Annotated in this window: 18 protein-coding genes and 1 riboswitch; of the genes, 5 read left to right on the forward strand and 13 right to left on the reverse strand. The window is 37.9% G+C overall.

Translation table 11 applies throughout. From position 1 onward, the window contains the following. Window positions 1–279 (forward strand): integrase core domain-containing protein (locus FN732_RS08535; RefSeq protein ID WP_142936138.1); only part of this gene is annotated, 279 nt, incomplete at its 5' end. On the opposite strand, the gene FN732_RS08540 is transcribed toward FN732_RS08535, so the two are convergent. The 5 genes from FN732_RS08540 to metE all read right to left on the reverse strand — a co-directional run bounded on the left by FN732_RS08540 (window position 197) and on the right by metE (window position 5574). Beyond that, the gene (locus tag FN732_RS08540) at window positions 197–547 is read right to left on the reverse strand and encodes a hypothetical protein (protein WP_142936139.1); all 351 of its coding nucleotides are present in this window, start codon (window positions 545–547) and stop codon (window positions 197–199) included. The genes FN732_RS08535 and FN732_RS08540 overlap by 83 nt on opposite strands. A 41-nt stretch (window positions 548–588) precedes the next feature. After that, window positions 589–1116 (reverse strand): anaerobic ribonucleoside-triphosphate reductase, encoded by a 528-nt coding sequence (nrdD, locus tag FN732_RS08545; RefSeq protein ID WP_185954302.1) that lies wholly within the window; start codon window positions 1114–1116, stop codon window positions 589–591. After that, on the reverse strand, window positions 1100–2662 hold the full coding sequence (gene nrdD, locus FN732_RS08550) for an anaerobic ribonucleoside-triphosphate reductase (protein WP_142936141.1): 1563 nt from the start codon (window positions 2660–2662) through the stop codon (window positions 1100–1102). The genes nrdD (FN732_RS08545) and nrdD (FN732_RS08550) overlap by 17 nt, the downstream gene beginning before the upstream one ends. Continuing rightward, window positions 2663–3325 carry a radical SAM protein gene (locus tag FN732_RS08555; RefSeq protein WP_142936142.1) on the reverse strand — a complete coding sequence of 221 codons (663 nt, stop codon included), beginning with the start codon at window positions 3323–3325 and terminating at the stop codon, window positions 2663–2665. It abuts the gene before it with no gap. 92 nt (window positions 3326–3417) lie between these two features. Next, a complete protein-coding gene (metE, locus tag FN732_RS08560) occupies window positions 3418–5574 on the reverse strand; it encodes a 5-methyltetrahydropteroyltriglutamate--homocysteine S-methyltransferase (protein WP_142936143.1) in 2157 nt (718 codons plus the stop codon). Window positions 5575–5692: 118 nt separating this feature from the next. Continuing rightward, window positions 5693–5879, reverse strand: a riboswitch (cobalamin riboswitch). Between the two features lie 69 nt (window positions 5880–5948). On the opposite strand from metE, the gene FN732_RS08565 reads away from it, so the two are divergent. Then, entirely contained in the window at window positions 5949–6224 is a 276-nt protein-coding gene (locus tag FN732_RS08565) for a GNAT family N-acetyltransferase (RefSeq protein ID WP_142936144.1), read from the forward strand. Next, window positions 6224–7006 (forward strand): class I SAM-dependent methyltransferase, encoded by a 783-nt coding sequence (locus FN732_RS08570; protein ID WP_142936145.1) that lies wholly within the window; start codon window positions 6224–6226, stop codon window positions 7004–7006. Before FN732_RS08565 ends, FN732_RS08570 begins: the two co-directional genes overlap by 1 nt. 192 nt (window positions 7007–7198) lie before the next feature. Here the strand turns inward: FN732_RS08570 and FN732_RS08575 are convergent, their stop codons facing one another. Beyond that, window positions 7199–8221 (reverse strand): tyrosine-type recombinase/integrase, encoded by a 1023-nt coding sequence (locus FN732_RS08575; protein ID WP_142936146.1) that lies wholly within the window; start codon window positions 8219–8221, stop codon window positions 7199–7201. 93 nt (window positions 8222–8314) lie between these two features. On the opposite strand from FN732_RS08575, the gene FN732_RS09835 reads away from it, so the two are divergent. Next, the gene (locus tag FN732_RS09835) at window positions 8315–8539 is read left to right on the forward strand and encodes a helix-turn-helix domain-containing protein (protein ID WP_185954303.1); all 225 of its coding nucleotides are present in this window, start codon (window positions 8315–8317) and stop codon (window positions 8537–8539) included. Here the strand turns inward: FN732_RS09835 and FN732_RS08585 are convergent. Further along, entirely contained in the window at window positions 8520–9122 is a 603-nt protein-coding gene (locus FN732_RS08585) for a helix-turn-helix domain-containing protein (protein ID WP_142936148.1), read from the reverse strand. The genes FN732_RS09835 and FN732_RS08585 overlap by 20 nt on opposite strands. 278 nt (window positions 9123–9400) lie before the next feature. On the opposite strand from FN732_RS08585, the gene FN732_RS08590 reads away from it, so the two are divergent. After that, a complete protein-coding gene (locus tag FN732_RS08590; protein ID WP_142936149.1) occupies window positions 9401–9604 on the forward strand; it encodes a hypothetical protein in 204 nt (67 codons plus the stop codon). On the opposite strand, the gene FN732_RS08595 is transcribed toward FN732_RS08590, so the two are convergent. From FN732_RS08595 to FN732_RS09610, 6 genes are all read right to left on the reverse strand, one after another. Next, on the reverse strand, window positions 9601–12330 hold the full coding sequence (locus tag FN732_RS08595; RefSeq protein ID WP_142936150.1) for a transglycosylase SLT domain-containing protein: 2730 nt from the start codon (window positions 12328–12330) through the stop codon (window positions 9601–9603). The genes FN732_RS08590 and FN732_RS08595 overlap by 4 nt on opposite strands. A 27-nt stretch (window positions 12331–12357) precedes the next feature. Then, window positions 12358–12834 carry a hypothetical protein gene (locus FN732_RS08600; RefSeq protein ID WP_142936151.1) on the reverse strand — a complete coding sequence of 159 codons (477 nt, stop codon included), beginning with the start codon at window positions 12832–12834 and terminating at the stop codon, window positions 12358–12360. Between the two features lie 9 nt (window positions 12835–12843). Then, on the reverse strand, window positions 12844–13314 hold the full coding sequence (locus FN732_RS08605) for a hypothetical protein (protein WP_142936152.1): 471 nt from the start codon (window positions 13312–13314) through the stop codon (window positions 12844–12846). Then, complete coding sequence (locus tag FN732_RS08610; protein ID WP_142936153.1) at window positions 13302–13808, reverse strand: glycoside hydrolase family 108 protein; 507 nt, start codon at window positions 13806–13808, stop codon at window positions 13302–13304. Before FN732_RS08610 ends, FN732_RS08605 begins: the two co-directional genes overlap by 13 nt. Then, window positions 13768–14304: a YiiX/YebB-like N1pC/P60 family cysteine hydrolase gene (locus tag FN732_RS08615; RefSeq protein ID WP_142936154.1), complete on the reverse strand. Its 537-nt coding sequence runs from the start codon at window positions 14302–14304 to the stop codon at window positions 13768–13770. Before FN732_RS08615 ends, FN732_RS08610 begins: the two co-directional genes overlap by 41 nt. 1 nt (window position 14305) lies before the next feature. After that, on the reverse strand, window positions 14306–14585 hold a 280-nt coding region (locus FN732_RS09610; protein WP_185954304.1), incomplete at its 5' end, for a hypothetical protein.

The raw sequence follows: 14585 nt of genomic DNA on the forward strand, positions 1-14585 counted from the left end.
AGGTCTCCCAAGACCAATGCACATGTTGAAAGGTTCATACAGACGGTGGAGAAGGAACTGTGGATGATAGAAGGGACTGAGCCGACAGTTGATGAAATGAACAGGAAACTATTTAGGTATCTAAGCTTTTACAACTTCGTTAGGCCTCATCAAGGTCTTGGTTATAAGACTCCAGTAGAGAAGTTTGAGGAATATATTAAAAAACTCCAGGGTGTCCACCATGTATTGAACGAGAACATTCGCTTGTCTTATCAACAACAATGCCGTATAGATTCTTAGGAAGAACAATGATGTTGGAAACTATTTCACATGGACTTAACTTTTCAAGGATTTTCTCAGCTTCTTTATTTTCTTTACCATATATGAGCAGGAGAAGTTCCAATTTTAATTTTTCTTCTTGAGGTAAACTATCTATCTCCTTTGAAAGTTCATCAACGGATTTTACTCCTAAGTGAGAAATGACATTCTCTAAAGTCTCTGAAAATGCCGAATTTTCAAAATTCAAAAAGTAGAAAAGAAAGAAAATAAAGAAGAGCAAAAGCCTCATTTCCTACTCCAACGTCTAAGAATTTTTGGAATTTTACAAAATTAGATACCAGAGGACAGCTCTTCAATAATCTCTTCAATATCTTTAGTAGTTACTTCCTTTCTTGTTGAAAAATCCTCTATTCTTCCCGATAACCAGAAGAGATATTTTGCACTTTTAAAGTTTTTAGAGATTCCCTTTCTCATTACCGGTCTAAAGTATCCTATAGGTCTACTCCAAATAGTTACATCATCGGAGCTACACTTTTCACATCTTGTTTTTCTTCCTACCATCTTGTGACCACAGTTGTTGCACGTTGTCAAAAAGGGAGTTTTTGTTAGATACTGAATCGGAAAGTTTCTTATGATACTAAATATCAACTTCTCCTGCTCATCCGGATTCATCTCTTCAGCGGTGAAAAGGTGCATAATACTTCCACCGGTAGCGTAGGACTGAAAGTGAGAATTAACATCTATCTGTTTTAAAAGGTCTCCTTCCTGAAACGGTGCTTGAAATCCGGAGGTAAGGAAAACTCTTCCTGAGTCTACATCCCCATTCACGTAAATTTTTGGTTTAACTTTCACCTTCACTTCCAACCTCCACAAGTTCAAAGATTTTTTCCTCAAACTTTGAAACAGCCCTTCTTATGAATTCGTTAAGCTTACTATCCTTGGATAAATCCAAGCTTCTATTTCCATTCATAGCCTCTGAGAGTAGATATGCAAAGGATACATCCTTTTGAGCCATTTTACAGGCAGCATTTTCACTGGGAGCATACTCCAATGAATAGAGGACCCCATCCCTTTTCATAAAGTAGTGAAGCTTCTCGTACAAGTACTGAGCTATCTGGTGGGCATACTCCTTTGCCTCATCGTTAAAGAGTCCTCCCTTAAAACCAGCATTAATCATACCTTCGTGGACTCCAACAACGGAAAAGATGTTGAAGAGGGATTTATCGTCCTTTTGATAAAAGGACAAGTAGGGAAATAAATCCTTCCAATGTTCTTGGAGCCACTTTCTCTTCCTTTGAAGAGCTCTCGCTCCCACTTCCATCAGGTAATCAATCATTTCCTTTAATAATTGGAAATCATCCTTCGCCAAAAAGAGAAGCCTGTTCATATTTATTGCATAAACCCCGATTCCTCCTACACCGCTTCCAGAGTGAAAGGGATTTGAGCCAGTAACAGCTTCAACTTGAGAGATATCAAAGAGCATTCTACAGCAGTTGGAGTATATCATTCCTTCGTCAAAAGGTTTTATATAGGGATTCTTTTCCTTATAAATAGAGGGCTTTTCAAAGGGTTCTTTTAAATAGTTCTGTACGTAAAATCCCCCGAAGTACTCACTCTCCTTCAGAAGGAGCTTCCAAGCTGGGTTGTTCTTGTCAAAGTTTTCAGTAATGTTCACTGTTATTAGTGGAAATGTAAAGGGATTTCCGTCAGCATCTCCCCTCTTCATTGCTCTTATGAAGGCAGTGTTAATTCTGTCAAAGTAGTGGGAAGGGATTTGACTGTATGTAATATCAAGGAACTTTCCAGCATAAACTACAGGTTCGTTTGCCAATCTACTGTTGGGCTTTCCAAAGTCCAGTGTAATGTTTGAAAAGGGAGAATTTCCACTTCTAAAAGGTAGATTAATGTTGTAGAGAAACTCCTGCCAAAGGTTTTCAAGGTCGTAATCTGAATAGCTCTTCTTTCCTACTTTTTCGAGGTAGAAGAGATAACCTGCTGCAACTGTCGATAGGTCATTTAGGGAAGTTGCTCCCGAAACTTCCTGGGCGACGAGACAGATTAAATTTGCACACTGCATAAATAGAGTTTCAAGTCTTTTAGGGGGAGCAGCTCTCCTTTCATTTTTTGCATTGCTTTGGAGTCCATAAAAAGCAATGTCCTTTGCCGATAATCCTATACAGTAAGCTGAAAGTCTGTAGGTTTGATGATGGTAGGACCAGCCCTCTTCGTGGTGAATCCTTACAGGTAAACCCTCATATACAACATCAAACAGGTAATCCTTCATTACCTCACCGACAACTACGTGCTCTAAAACGGGAACACCCCTTACAAAGTTTGCATTGTTCCTTGAAACATCGTCGTTTGCTATAAAGAGGTCAATGAGTCTGAAGTACTTGTTCGCCATTCATTCCTCCACAGGATAGAAAGGATTAAACTGGTGTGGTAGTGATTTTACAGACTCTGAAATGAGGGATTTGTCCTCTCCTGTTAGTAAAGGGTATTCAACAGTCCTCAGGATGGTAAAGGGCAATGAGTATTTCATTATCAGGTTTATTGTTATTTCCACATGTTTTGTATATTCTAAAAGAGCTCTGTCACTTACTTCCTCCTCTGAAAACAGAATTCTTTTAAAGCGTTTCTTCTGGTTAGGGGTGTACTCATCTAAGAGGGGAATTTTTACATCGAGGGCAATGCCATCTATTAACCTATTTTTTATCAGTTTTTCAAGTTTTTTTGGATTAGTTCCGTTTGTATCAAGTCTTATGGGAAATCCTCTTTCCTTTACAAAGGAAAGTCCCTCCTCTAAGTTTGGTTCCAATGTTGGTTCCCCTCCAGAAACTATTACCAACTCTACTCCCAACAGTTTGGCCATTGATAGCTTTTGAGAGAGTTCCTCATAGTTCATAAATTCGGTGTTCCCCAATTTGCTAAAGAAATACCTGTTGTGGCACTGAAAACAGTTTAAGTTACAGAGGTTTATATCTGTATAGAATAGAATTGAGTGAACTCCTGGATGGTCTCTAAAACTTGTTGGGGTATCAACTTTTAGAAAAGGGGACAATTTCATCTACTCCTCTTGTCTATCGGTGGAAGTCGATTGGGGTATTTTTATTTTATTAAATCTTTGAAAGAAAGGCAGGGATATCCCTGCCTTTAGGATTAGTTACTGCGCAAATTTCTTGCCAGAGTCACTAAATTCCTTAATGCAGGAATTACCTCTTCCCATCTTCTTGTTTTTAAGCCGCAATCTGGATTAATCCAGAAGTTTTCCTTAGGGATAACCCTGAGAGCCCTATCCACAATTTCTCTCATTTCATCAACAGAGGGAATATAGGGTGAATGAATATCCCAAACCCCTAGTCCTATCTGTCTATTAAAGTTAACCTCCTCAAAAGCTTTAATGATATCTCCTTTTGAGCGGGATGCCTCAATAGAGATAACATCAAAATCCATATCAAGAATGTAGTCCATTATTTCTGAAAATTCTGAATAACACATATGAGTATGTATTTGAGTTTCTGGTTTTACAGAGGAGTGGCAAAGTCTAAAGGACTTTATAGCCCATTCGAAGTATTCATTCCACAGTCTCTTTTTAATAGGAGCTCTCTCCCTGATAGCAGGTTCATCTATTTGAACCACTTTTATCCCTGTTTTTTCATAGTCCTCAATTTCATCTTTTAAGGCTAAGGCAATTTGATAAGCTACCTCTCGTATAGGTATATCTTCCCTAACATAACTCCAGGAGATGATTGTAACAGGTCCTGTAAGCATTCCTTTTACCGGTTTTTCTGTAAGACTTTGAGCAAAAGAAACTTCTTTTATAGTCATAGGAGCTCTTCTTGAAACATCTCCGTAGATTATGGGTGGTCTATAGCAACGAGTTCCGTAAGAAATAACCCAGCCATTACCTGTAGTTGCAATTCCTTCCAATTTCTCAGCAAAAAATTCGACCATATCCGTTCTTTCAAACTCTCCATGAACAAGAACATCCAGTCCTAAGTCTTCCTGAATTTGAATAGCTTTAGAGATTTCTCCTCTTATAAATGTTTCATAATCTTCCTTAGATAAAAGTCCTTTTCTATATAGTAGCCTAATCCTTCTAATCTCTTCTGTTTGAGGAAAAGAGCCTATCGTCGTTGTGGGAAAGAGCGGTAATTTGAGCACTTCCTTTTGAACTTTTACACGTTCTTCATAAGAAGGCTTTCTTTCAAAGTCATCTTCCTTAAGTAAAGAAACTCTCTTCCTTACTTCCTCATTTCTTCCAAAAGGAAGTGTCAATCCTTTAATCCACTCTTTAACTTCAGATTCCCTTTCCTCTATATTAGCAGTGAGATTTAGTTCTTTTAAACGCTCCTCAGCAAAGGAAATTTTTGCTTTTAATTCATCTGGAAGTGAAGAACTTTCAATGCTAACTGGCAAGTGAAAAAGGGGAGCTGCATTTGTTAAAACTATATTCTCTCCGAGCTTTTCAACAAAACTCCTTATTTTGAATGGATTAACTCTCCAAACGTTTCTTCCATCTACAATTCCTGCATATAGAATTTTTCCTTCTCTATCGATTTTCTCAAGTTGTTTAAGATTTTCCCCTCTATCATGAACTAGGTCTATACCAATACCATCTACTGGTAAGTTAAAAAGAAGTTCCAGTCTATCTACACTGTCATAGTAAGTGAAGAGATTTACGGAACATTTAGCATAAGAAAATACTTGATAAACCTCTTCTATTAATTTCCAATCCTCTTTGGAGAGCTCTAAGACCAAAGCCGGGTCATCTAAGTGAACTGACAGAAAATTTTTTGAATTCATGTACTCAATGTAGAGTCCAGTAAGCTCTTTTAGAGCTCCCTCAAAAAACTCCCTCTTTAACCCCTTAGAGAGTTTCAAAAATGTAAAAGGACCAATTAGGTATACATTTTTTTTCGCTTTTTCATGCCTGTCCCAGATGGGTTTTTCAATAGAAAAGTTAGGAACTCTCTCCTCAAAATCAGGGACAAGGTAGTGATAGTTTGTATTGAACCACTTGGTCATTTCGAGGGCTCTTTTTCCTCGGCACAGTTCAAAGTAATCATTCAGGCTACCAACTTTGTAAACACCAAAAGTGATAGCTGTGTCTAACATTGGGTCATAGAGAGTCATTTCTCCTTCTGGGAAGGCATCTACATACTTCCTGTAGGTCTTCTCTCTTTTTCTCTCAATTTCACCAATTCCTGAGAACAGTTCCTCCTCTGAGACTCTCTTACTCCAGTATCCCTCTACAAGCTTTTTAAATTCTCTCTGTTTCCCTATCCTAGGGAAACCGTAGGCATACGTCTTCATCTTTCCCTCCTGGGGTGTTTTTTTTCAACACCCGCAGGAGTTCTAGGCGGGAAAAGAAAAAGGAACACCCTCTCCTTTCCCGCGCCCCGAACCCCCGCAGGACGCGAAGGGGTAGAGATTCCTCTACCCATCACGGGCCGGTCTCCCGGCTTGCAGGATTTAACGGGCGATAGCCTTCCCAGAGCGGGAGCTCTTCACCCTTCCACTCCAGTGGCTAAAGCCCTTCTTTTTTTCCTGCTCACGGTTGCGAGGACAGCGCCGGACTTTCACCGGACTTCCCGTTCACCCGTGACAGTGGAAAGTTTAGTAAATACCCACCAAAAAGTAAATATTGAGTTATCATTTTCCTGCGAACCTAAATATCTGGAGGTGCTATGGAGTTCAGGTTAGAGAAGAACAGAATAAGCTTAGAATTGGAGGACGGTCAGGAGGCATTTATAACTTTTGGAGTTGAAAAGGAAAAAAAAGTTTTAGTTGTTAGTACAACCTATGTTCCTGAAAATCACAGAGGTAAAGGCTTAGCTGGTAAGCTTTCCCAAAAACTCGTTGAATTTGCAGATGAGAATGGATATAAAATCTATCCGCTTTGTTCTTATACTCAGAAATTCCTTATGAGAAAGAGACCCGATTTAATAGCTGAGGCGGAATAATGGAAGTAGCTATAACAACAGATAGAAAGCCCTCAAAGGAAATGATAGAGGAAGCTACAAAGTTATCAGAGAAATTAGAAGCTCCTCTTGTAAAGAGGAGACATCTAACAATTAATGCAATAAGGAAGGCTTTTAACAGGAACGTCTTGGTTGTCAATAGAGATTTAACACTTACCCTGCATACACTGAGAGGTCAAAAACTCTTTTTCCATCCTGGACTTTTCAAGATACGCTTACTCAACTATCTCCAAACGGGAAAGGAAGCAATGGTTGAGGCAATGGATTTAAAAGAGGGAGAAACGGTTCTTGACTGTAACCTTGGATTAGCACAGGATGCACTTATGGCAGCGTTTGTCTCAAAAAGAAAAGTTGTAGGAGTTGAAAAAGACCCCGTTATCTACGAGATAGTTAAAAGAGGACTTAGAAAGTACATGCCTTCAGGAAAGTTAAAAGTTGCAGATTTCGCCTTTAAACTGGTAGAGTCTCACCTTTCTGACAATTATCTATTTTTGAGAGGACTTCCAGATAGATCCTTCGATATTGTTTACTTTTCCCCTATGTTTGTAAAACCTAAGTGGCACTGTGATGTTATGTCTCCCTTTAGAGAAGTAGCTCCTAAAGATTTTATTTCTCCAGAAACATTGAAGGAGGCTGAAAGAGTAGCAAGAAAAAGAGTAGTTATAAAGATAAACAAGGGAGTAAAGGAACAGTTCTCCTTTCTGTCAGATTACAAAAAGATGGAAAGTTCAACGAACGTTGAGTATATCTTTAAGGAAGTTTAATTGGAGGCGGCGGGCGGATTCGAACCGCCGAATAAGGGATTTGCAGTCCTCCGTTTGTATGACTATTTAGTTCAATCTTAGTCTTGATAAATCAAGGTTTTGCTCCAATTGATTAATGCTATTGTTTTGCATTATTTTGTACTTAATTATGAAATTTTGATGCATTACTTGGCACGTTTTAGGCACACTGAATTAGATTTCCACGTTTGGGGTTAATTCTAAGTTAGATAAGGCTTTCATCTTGTGTTCTTCTGTAATCTTTGTATAAATTAACGTAGTATTAATTGTAGAGTGCCCCATGAGCTTTTTTAATGTTACTAAATCTACGCCGTTCATAGCTAAATGACTTGCAAACGTGTGCCTTAAAGTATGACATGTAACATCTGTTAGTCCAGCCTTTTTGGCATACCTGCTAATTAGTTTGCTAAGATGGATTCTCTTAACCGTTATGGGCTTATCTGGGTTAAGTTCTTTAAGTCTTTTAAAAGCTTTATATGCAGTTTTATTTAGAGGAATTGTTCTATCCCGGTAGTTTTTGGTCGTAAATTCCTCTTTGTTGGTTACTCTCAAGAGCCTATGTTTCAGGTCAACGTCTTCCCAATCTAAGTTAACAAGCTCCGAGAGTCTTAATCCAGTATTCAGAGCAACAATTGCATAAAGCTTTACATCCTCTCGGTCTATGCTATCCAAAAACTGCTTTATCTCTTCTTTTGTTAGAAATCTAAGTTTTCCTTCTGGTTGCTTTAACAGTTTTACTTTTTTGAACGGATTTTCTGGAAGAAGCTCCCACTCTACAGCCTTAGAAACTATTGACTTAATCGTCCTTAGTTGCTTGTTAACAGTAAATCGGCTTAAACCCCTTTCAATTAACAGTAGTTTGTACTTTTCAAGATGTTCTGGATTAAGTTTGTCAAGACGACTTACACCCTTACGGAGTAGAAAGCTCAAAAATGCCGAAAATACTGATTTTTCTGTTTTCCACGTCTGTTCCGTTTTATGAGCCTTAGCATATTCTGAGTATTTTTCCCAAAATTCCTTAAGAGGGATTCCTACAGGAATTTTAAGAGTTTTCCGTGCAATTTGAAGCTCAATATCTTTAAGCATAAGCTCTGCCATTTTTTTATCAGTAAACCCTGTAGAACGGCGAATCCTTCTTCCGTCAGGGAGTCTATAGTCCACCCACCAGTATTTTCCACGCTTAAATATCCTTGCCATAACAAAAAGATTATATCAATTGGTTGAAATTTATCGCAAAAGGTCTTAAATTAACCAAAGTAAATGCAAAACAATTGCATAGGAGAGCCTGAGATGAGTGAAGAGTTGCTTACAGGAAAGGAAGCTGCTGAATTCCTTAAATTGAGCTATCACTATCTTATGAGATTAGCTTCCCAGGGAGTAATTCCTTCTCATCAGAAAGGAAGAAAATGTAAACGCTACTTTCTTAAGAGCGAATTAATTGCATGGTTAAAAGGGGAAGGAGCCTCTCCGAAAAGGAGAGGAAGGAAACCTTCTCTTAAATTTCCTGTTGGCTAATATAATCATCGAGATACTTAAGCAAGTCATCATTTACGGCTTCTTTAATATACAAATAGGAAAGTTTCTCTGTATCAAACTGTTCTAAATTCTTAAGACCTCTTATAATTCTTTGGAAGACCTTTATATCTGGAATTCTTCCTTTTTTCATAGCTCTAAATGTTGTATGGGTTACTCCAGTTAAATCCTGAAGCTTATAATAACTTGGTTTTTCATCTTTTTCCCTCATACGTTCAAAAGCTTCTCCTAAAGTTTCTGGAAATTCTGAAGTAAACTTAAGTCCTGTTTTTGCTACAAAATTTTCAGCTTCCCTTAGGATTTCTCCAAGTAGTTGAGATAAAGCTAAGTATACAAGTTTCTCCTTTTCAGATTTACTAATAGGAAGAGCTTCTATGATTCTTGGGAAAACATCGTAACCTTTCCTTATGGATGGATGTCTTTCCTCTCTGAAAATTTGATGTAAATAAGTTGGAGCAACTCTTTTCCCTTTTTTATTAATTTCCTCTGCCAACTGCATTATAGGCATATTTTTCTTTTCAAGAATCCTTCTAATTCTTGCACGGTAATCTCTTTTTATCGCCATCGCTCACCTCCTTGAACTATTTATTTGCATAATTCAATCTATTTGCATTGCTGTTTTTGTCAAGGGAAAATGCTTGTGTTTCAATGGCTTGAGAGGTTTTAAGATGAAAAAGACCTTATTATAGTTAGGTTTAAAAAAATTTTTTAGCAATTGTTTTGCCTTACATTTTTCCTCCACGGTCAAAAATTTTCCACCGTCAAAAGTAAATTTATGCAATTGACTTGCGTATTCAAGTTTTGACGCTGGAAAAGTTATAATTACATATTAAGGGAGGGATGATGGAAAGAAAAGAGCTTCTCCTTGAAAAATTAAAAAATACGAGAACAAAACTTTTAGTGTTTTCCTTATCAGGAATTCTGCTTTGGACATCGAGTATATTTATGCCAGAAAATCGAATCTTAAGTTTTATTTCCTTAGCTATAGCTGTTTTTTATTGGAGAAAAATTGATGAGCTAACAAGAATTTTGGAAAATAAGGATTAATTCTTCCTCCATAACTCAAACGGGTCTACTTGTGGCAAATTAACCCCTTCTGGCATTAAAAGCTTCTGTTGATAAGCCTGAGCTATTAACTTTTGAATAGATAGCAGTCTATCGCTTATCTCCTTTAGAATAGCAACTTCTGGAGATTTATCTGTTCTGTCTTTTTGAGGTCTATTAGGGGAAATTTGAGACACTTGAGAATTCAAAGTATTTTGAGAATTGTCTGGCTCCACCGACCTGGTTTCAGGAATTTTTGGAATAGTTCTAACGTTAGGAGTGGAGAGAATTCTTTTAACATAATTCTGGGTTTCTTGAGGTAGCAGTGGAAAAGCAAGGGCAAAATCTCCTTCTGATTGTGAGTACAGCTTCTGGATTTTACCTTCTCCTGCATTGTATGCAGCTAAAGCCCAGCGGATATCTTTAAATCTATCTAAGAGGTAAGACATATAAGCTTTTTGTGCTGCTAACTGTGCTTTCGGATTATAGATATCAGGAATTCCTTTAAACTGAGTTAATTCTGGATTGTACTTTTCAAACAAACTTCTTCTCTTATTCCATAAATCTTCCCAAGTTTTTGGCATAAACTGAGCAAGCCCAGCTGCTCCAGCTCTTGAAACTGCAAATTGATTGCCTGATGATTCTATTTGAATTTGTTTTTTAAGGACCTCATTAAGGGAGTACTTCGGTTGAACTTTTAATTCAGGACTCAAATTTTGATGATTTTTCCTCCATTCAGCTAAGAGTTCATCTTCATCAACATTAACTTCATCAGGGTCAAGAACTATTGAGGCAACAGTAAGAGGTACTGAAGCCTTTGAAAGCAAGTTAGAAAATTTGGAAATTGAAGATAACCCCCCTGATTCTATTGATTCCCATAGTCCTAAAAGAAAACTTTTTCCAGACTGGGAGCCTATATCTGCCAAACTTGATTTTGCTATATCCTTTAAGCCTTCACCGATAAGTTTAGCTGAAACTTTCTTAGAGAAAGAGGTGAATATTCTTTCTCCTATCCATCTTAAGGCTTTACTTCCAAATTTTTGACCAAACCATGCAGTTGCTATAGCCCCAAGGGGAGAATTTACAAGGTCAAAGATTGAACTAACTGTATTAACAGCTTCTTCTCCAAGATTTCCGCTAAATCCTATTACTTTATTTTTTATGATGTTCATATATCGGGTTAATGAATTTGTGCTTTTCTGAATAACTCTATCAGGGTTCTCTGGTTTTATAGAAAAAGCCCTTTGAAGCGTCTTTCTAAATGTCTCTGCATTCTTCCCGATTTCCAGTATTTGTTGGAAATCTTTAGGATCAATTCCCAAACTCTCAGCTACAATTGCTTGTTGTGTAGGAGCCAAATTACCGTACTGTTTATAGAGGTTTTGAGCCTGTTTTAGAAAAGACTTACCTATTTCTTGGATGTTACCGCTTTCCATGAGCTTCTTCAATTGCTCTAAGTTTAATCCTGTTAAGAAGTAGGTTCTTTGTAAGTCCTCTATATTTCCACTCAGCGCCCCCGATAACATTTGCATAAACTTGGTGCTATCTACATAACTGTTTTCTAATGAAGAGGCTAACTCTTCCATCCCTACGATGAACTTGGACCGTGTTGCTCTATTCAGCCGATTCATTACAAAGCCAAAGTTTTGGTCTATATCCTGCATTATCTCTTTCATCGTATCTGAGGTAATGTTGAACTCCTTTCTTAGGGCAACTGCCTTACCAAGAACTCGGTCAAACTCTTCCGTAGGAATATGGAATCTTTGCAGGTTATAGATTATCTTTCCTATTTCCTCAGCAGGAACATCAAAGGCTTTCTGATACTTAGCCATTTCCGTTCCGAAATTGGCAAGCTCTTTTTCAGAACCCCTAACTCCTAATCTTAGGGCAGAAACGATATTGTTTGCTATATCTATAGCATCTACGTAACCTCCTGTCTTTTTAACTTCCTGGGCTATCTCGTAGGCAAGTTTTGATTTTGAAAGACCGTATTTTGTCCCTTCAAAGAGGGATTCAGAAAGATTTAAACCTTCCTCTTTTAGCTGGTCTTTCAACTGATTAAGACCAAATCCTACAGAGATTGAAGAGGCAAAGTTCTGAGAGGAGATTTCTTTTCTTATGTTTTCCAATTCTTTTCGAATAGCTGAATCATCCATCTTTGGCGTAATAGTAGGTTCATATTTTTTGAATTCTCTGTTAAGTCTATAAAAAGTAAGCTTGGTGTTTTTAAATAGTTTCTTGGTTTTTAAATCAGGTTCAACATGCAGAGCAGTTTTAAGCAGTTTATCCAGCTTGGTAGAAAACTTTTTTGAGGTTCTGAAAGCTTCTTCATACTCTATTTCAGCCTTTAAGGTCTTTAAAACTGAGTGGTTAAAGTTGTTTTGCCATTTTATAGAACCAGTTAATTCTGATATTTCAGGAAGTGAGAATTTGTTTTCCCAAATGATAAGAGATTTCAATTCATTGGGTGTTGGAATAGAAAGTTTTTGTCCTCCTTCAATTTTAAAAGTTCCTATCTTTTTTAGCTCTCTTTTGACAGCTTCAATTTCTTGGAAAAAAGAACGACTATCAAGGGAAAATTTAAAGCGTTTATCAAACTTAAGACTGTCAAAAAGAGAAATGCTTTTTTCTACCTGCTTATTGAACCTTTCAAGCCTTAACTGGTTTCTTTCAAAAGGTCTGGAAAACTTATCTATATAAGAATGTGTTATCCGATATTCAAGTTCCATTTCTCAACCTTTTATGCAATTTAATTGCTAATTTCTGCGTATGAAGTGGTGGAGGTCAACCCCTAAAAATGCACCTAAAATCATTAAGCCTAAAGCCATAAGGATTAGTACAGCTGTTTTCTTCGATAAGGTCTTGAATCCTCCATCCAGCCAACGAGCAAAAGTCGTATTTTCTGAAATTTCTTCCATTCTATTCTTAAGTTCCTCGATTTCTTTTTCTAAATTTTCTATCTTCTCAAAAATTTTTTGATTGGTCTGCTTCTGGTTATTTTTCTCAACAAGAAGATTTTGGTTAATGGAATCTACCTTATCTCTAATTTCTATTGCTATTTTTAGCTCCTTTCTCTGCTCCTCTATAGATACTTTTATTTCCGTTATAGCATCCTTGAGTGCAGTTAGGGTTTCAGTAGTCTTTTCTGTCTGTTGAACTAAAACTTGTTGAATTGCCGTAAGTTGGCTAATTTCCCTCTCGTGTTTGAGTACCAGCTCTTTGATTTCGTCCACAAACCCCCCCTACTTTACAGACTTCAATTGCTTCATAATTTCAGTTTTCTCCTTTGAACCTACTGATGAGCCAAAGTAGAATGCGAATATCTGAGTCGATATCGTGGAAAGAACTCCCAGTATGTAGATGACTATGTCCTTCTGATTCCCTGTGAATTTCCCTTGGGCAAAGTAGAAAAACAGGGCAAATGTCGCTAATACCGTTGTTAACGCAAGTACTGACGGGAAAATCTTATTGAAAAAGGGTGCCTTATCGGATGTGGAAACTTTTGCGTAGGTTTCCCTTGCACTCTGGGTATCCTGCAGATAAGCTCTTTCTCTATCAAGCTGTAGTTGCTCTTCTTTTAACTTTAGTTCCTCCTGCTGGATTAATTGTTGGAATTTCTCTTTGTCTGTTGTAACGAAGTCGTCTACTATGTCTTTTACTCCGTCAATTATTGACTTTCCCAGTCCACCAGTTAGAAGACCTATGAGACCCACGATAGAACCTCCAAAGCTCTGTTTATCCATCCCCGCAGGTAGACTGCATAACGTTTGGGGTTTTCATCTGCAAGGGCTGTGTAGAAGGCTATTCTGGCTAAAGTGAAGTCTTTTATGAACTCTTCTGGATTTGCACTGTTAAGGGCAGAGAGGGTTTTAGGTCCAAGTATGCCGTCTGCCTTTAAGCCTAAGATTCTCTGGGCAAGTTTGAGGGTCTGTCTGATTCCTAAGTTAACGGATGTTTCAAAGAGGAGGTCTCTGATTTTTTCACTCTTTACTTCCTCAAATGGTTTGTAGAAGTTTTCGTAGTAGAAATTCTCTACCAGCTTGAAAGGAGGTTCTTTCCCTCTGTCTATCCACTCCCAGCCCTCCCAGTCAGGGTGAGCTTTCCGATAGATGCCCGCATAGGTTTCAAAGTTTTCTGTGGGGTTGCGGTGTAGTTTTAAACCTCCTTCAAGCCGTAGAACCTTCTGGAGTGCTTCTTGAAATGCCATGTTTTACTCCTGGTAGTTTTGTGGAATACTCAAATTTCAAGAGAGGACTCTTTAAGAAGAGTCTGGGAGAAACTTCGCTTGGGTGTGTATTCTTAAGAAGTTCAATTCCAGCCTGTTTGAATGCAGCGAATACAAGTTCACTACAGAACCACCTGTCTTTACTTTCGATGTTAGGATTCAGAAGGATGAATCCTAATATCCCCAGCCAGTCGTAGGGTTTTCCTATTTGTTTATAGAGGAAATCTCTGATTTTTTCTCTCTGCTCCTTAGTAACTTCCACAGAGTAAACGGCGAATTCTGTTCCTGGTGTATGGACTTGTGAAAACTTTCCGCACCTAACTCCGTTCCACCAGGCTTCTATCACATAAGGGTCATCTGGATTTGACAAATCAAAACAGTAAGCAATGTGAGTGTAAGGGAAGCCCCACTGCCGCCATTTTATCGGCTGGCTTGTAATGGACTTCCCTTTTGAGGCTAAAACATGAACCTTTGGCAACTTACACCTCTAAAGGAATTTGAGAATATGCACTCTCGCAAAGCTTTTTCACGTCAAGCTGGAGGAGTTCTTCTAAAGTCATAGAATCAATCTGCTTTTCAAGTTCTCCTTCCTTAGCCCAGATTTCCTCTTTCCAGTTAAGTATTTTGGCTATCTCCACTCCTCTTTGGAGTAAAGGAAGAATTCTCTGGACGGTTTCATCTGAAAGCCCTCTGTCTTTGAGTTCTTTGATTGCATCATCTTCTGTATATTGTCCCGCAATGAACAGAGTTATCTTTTGC

Source organism: Balnearium lithotrophicum, from assembly GCF_900182585.1.
Lineage (GTDB): Bacteria > Aquificota > Aquificia > Desulfurobacteriales > Desulfurobacteriaceae > Balnearium > Balnearium lithotrophicum.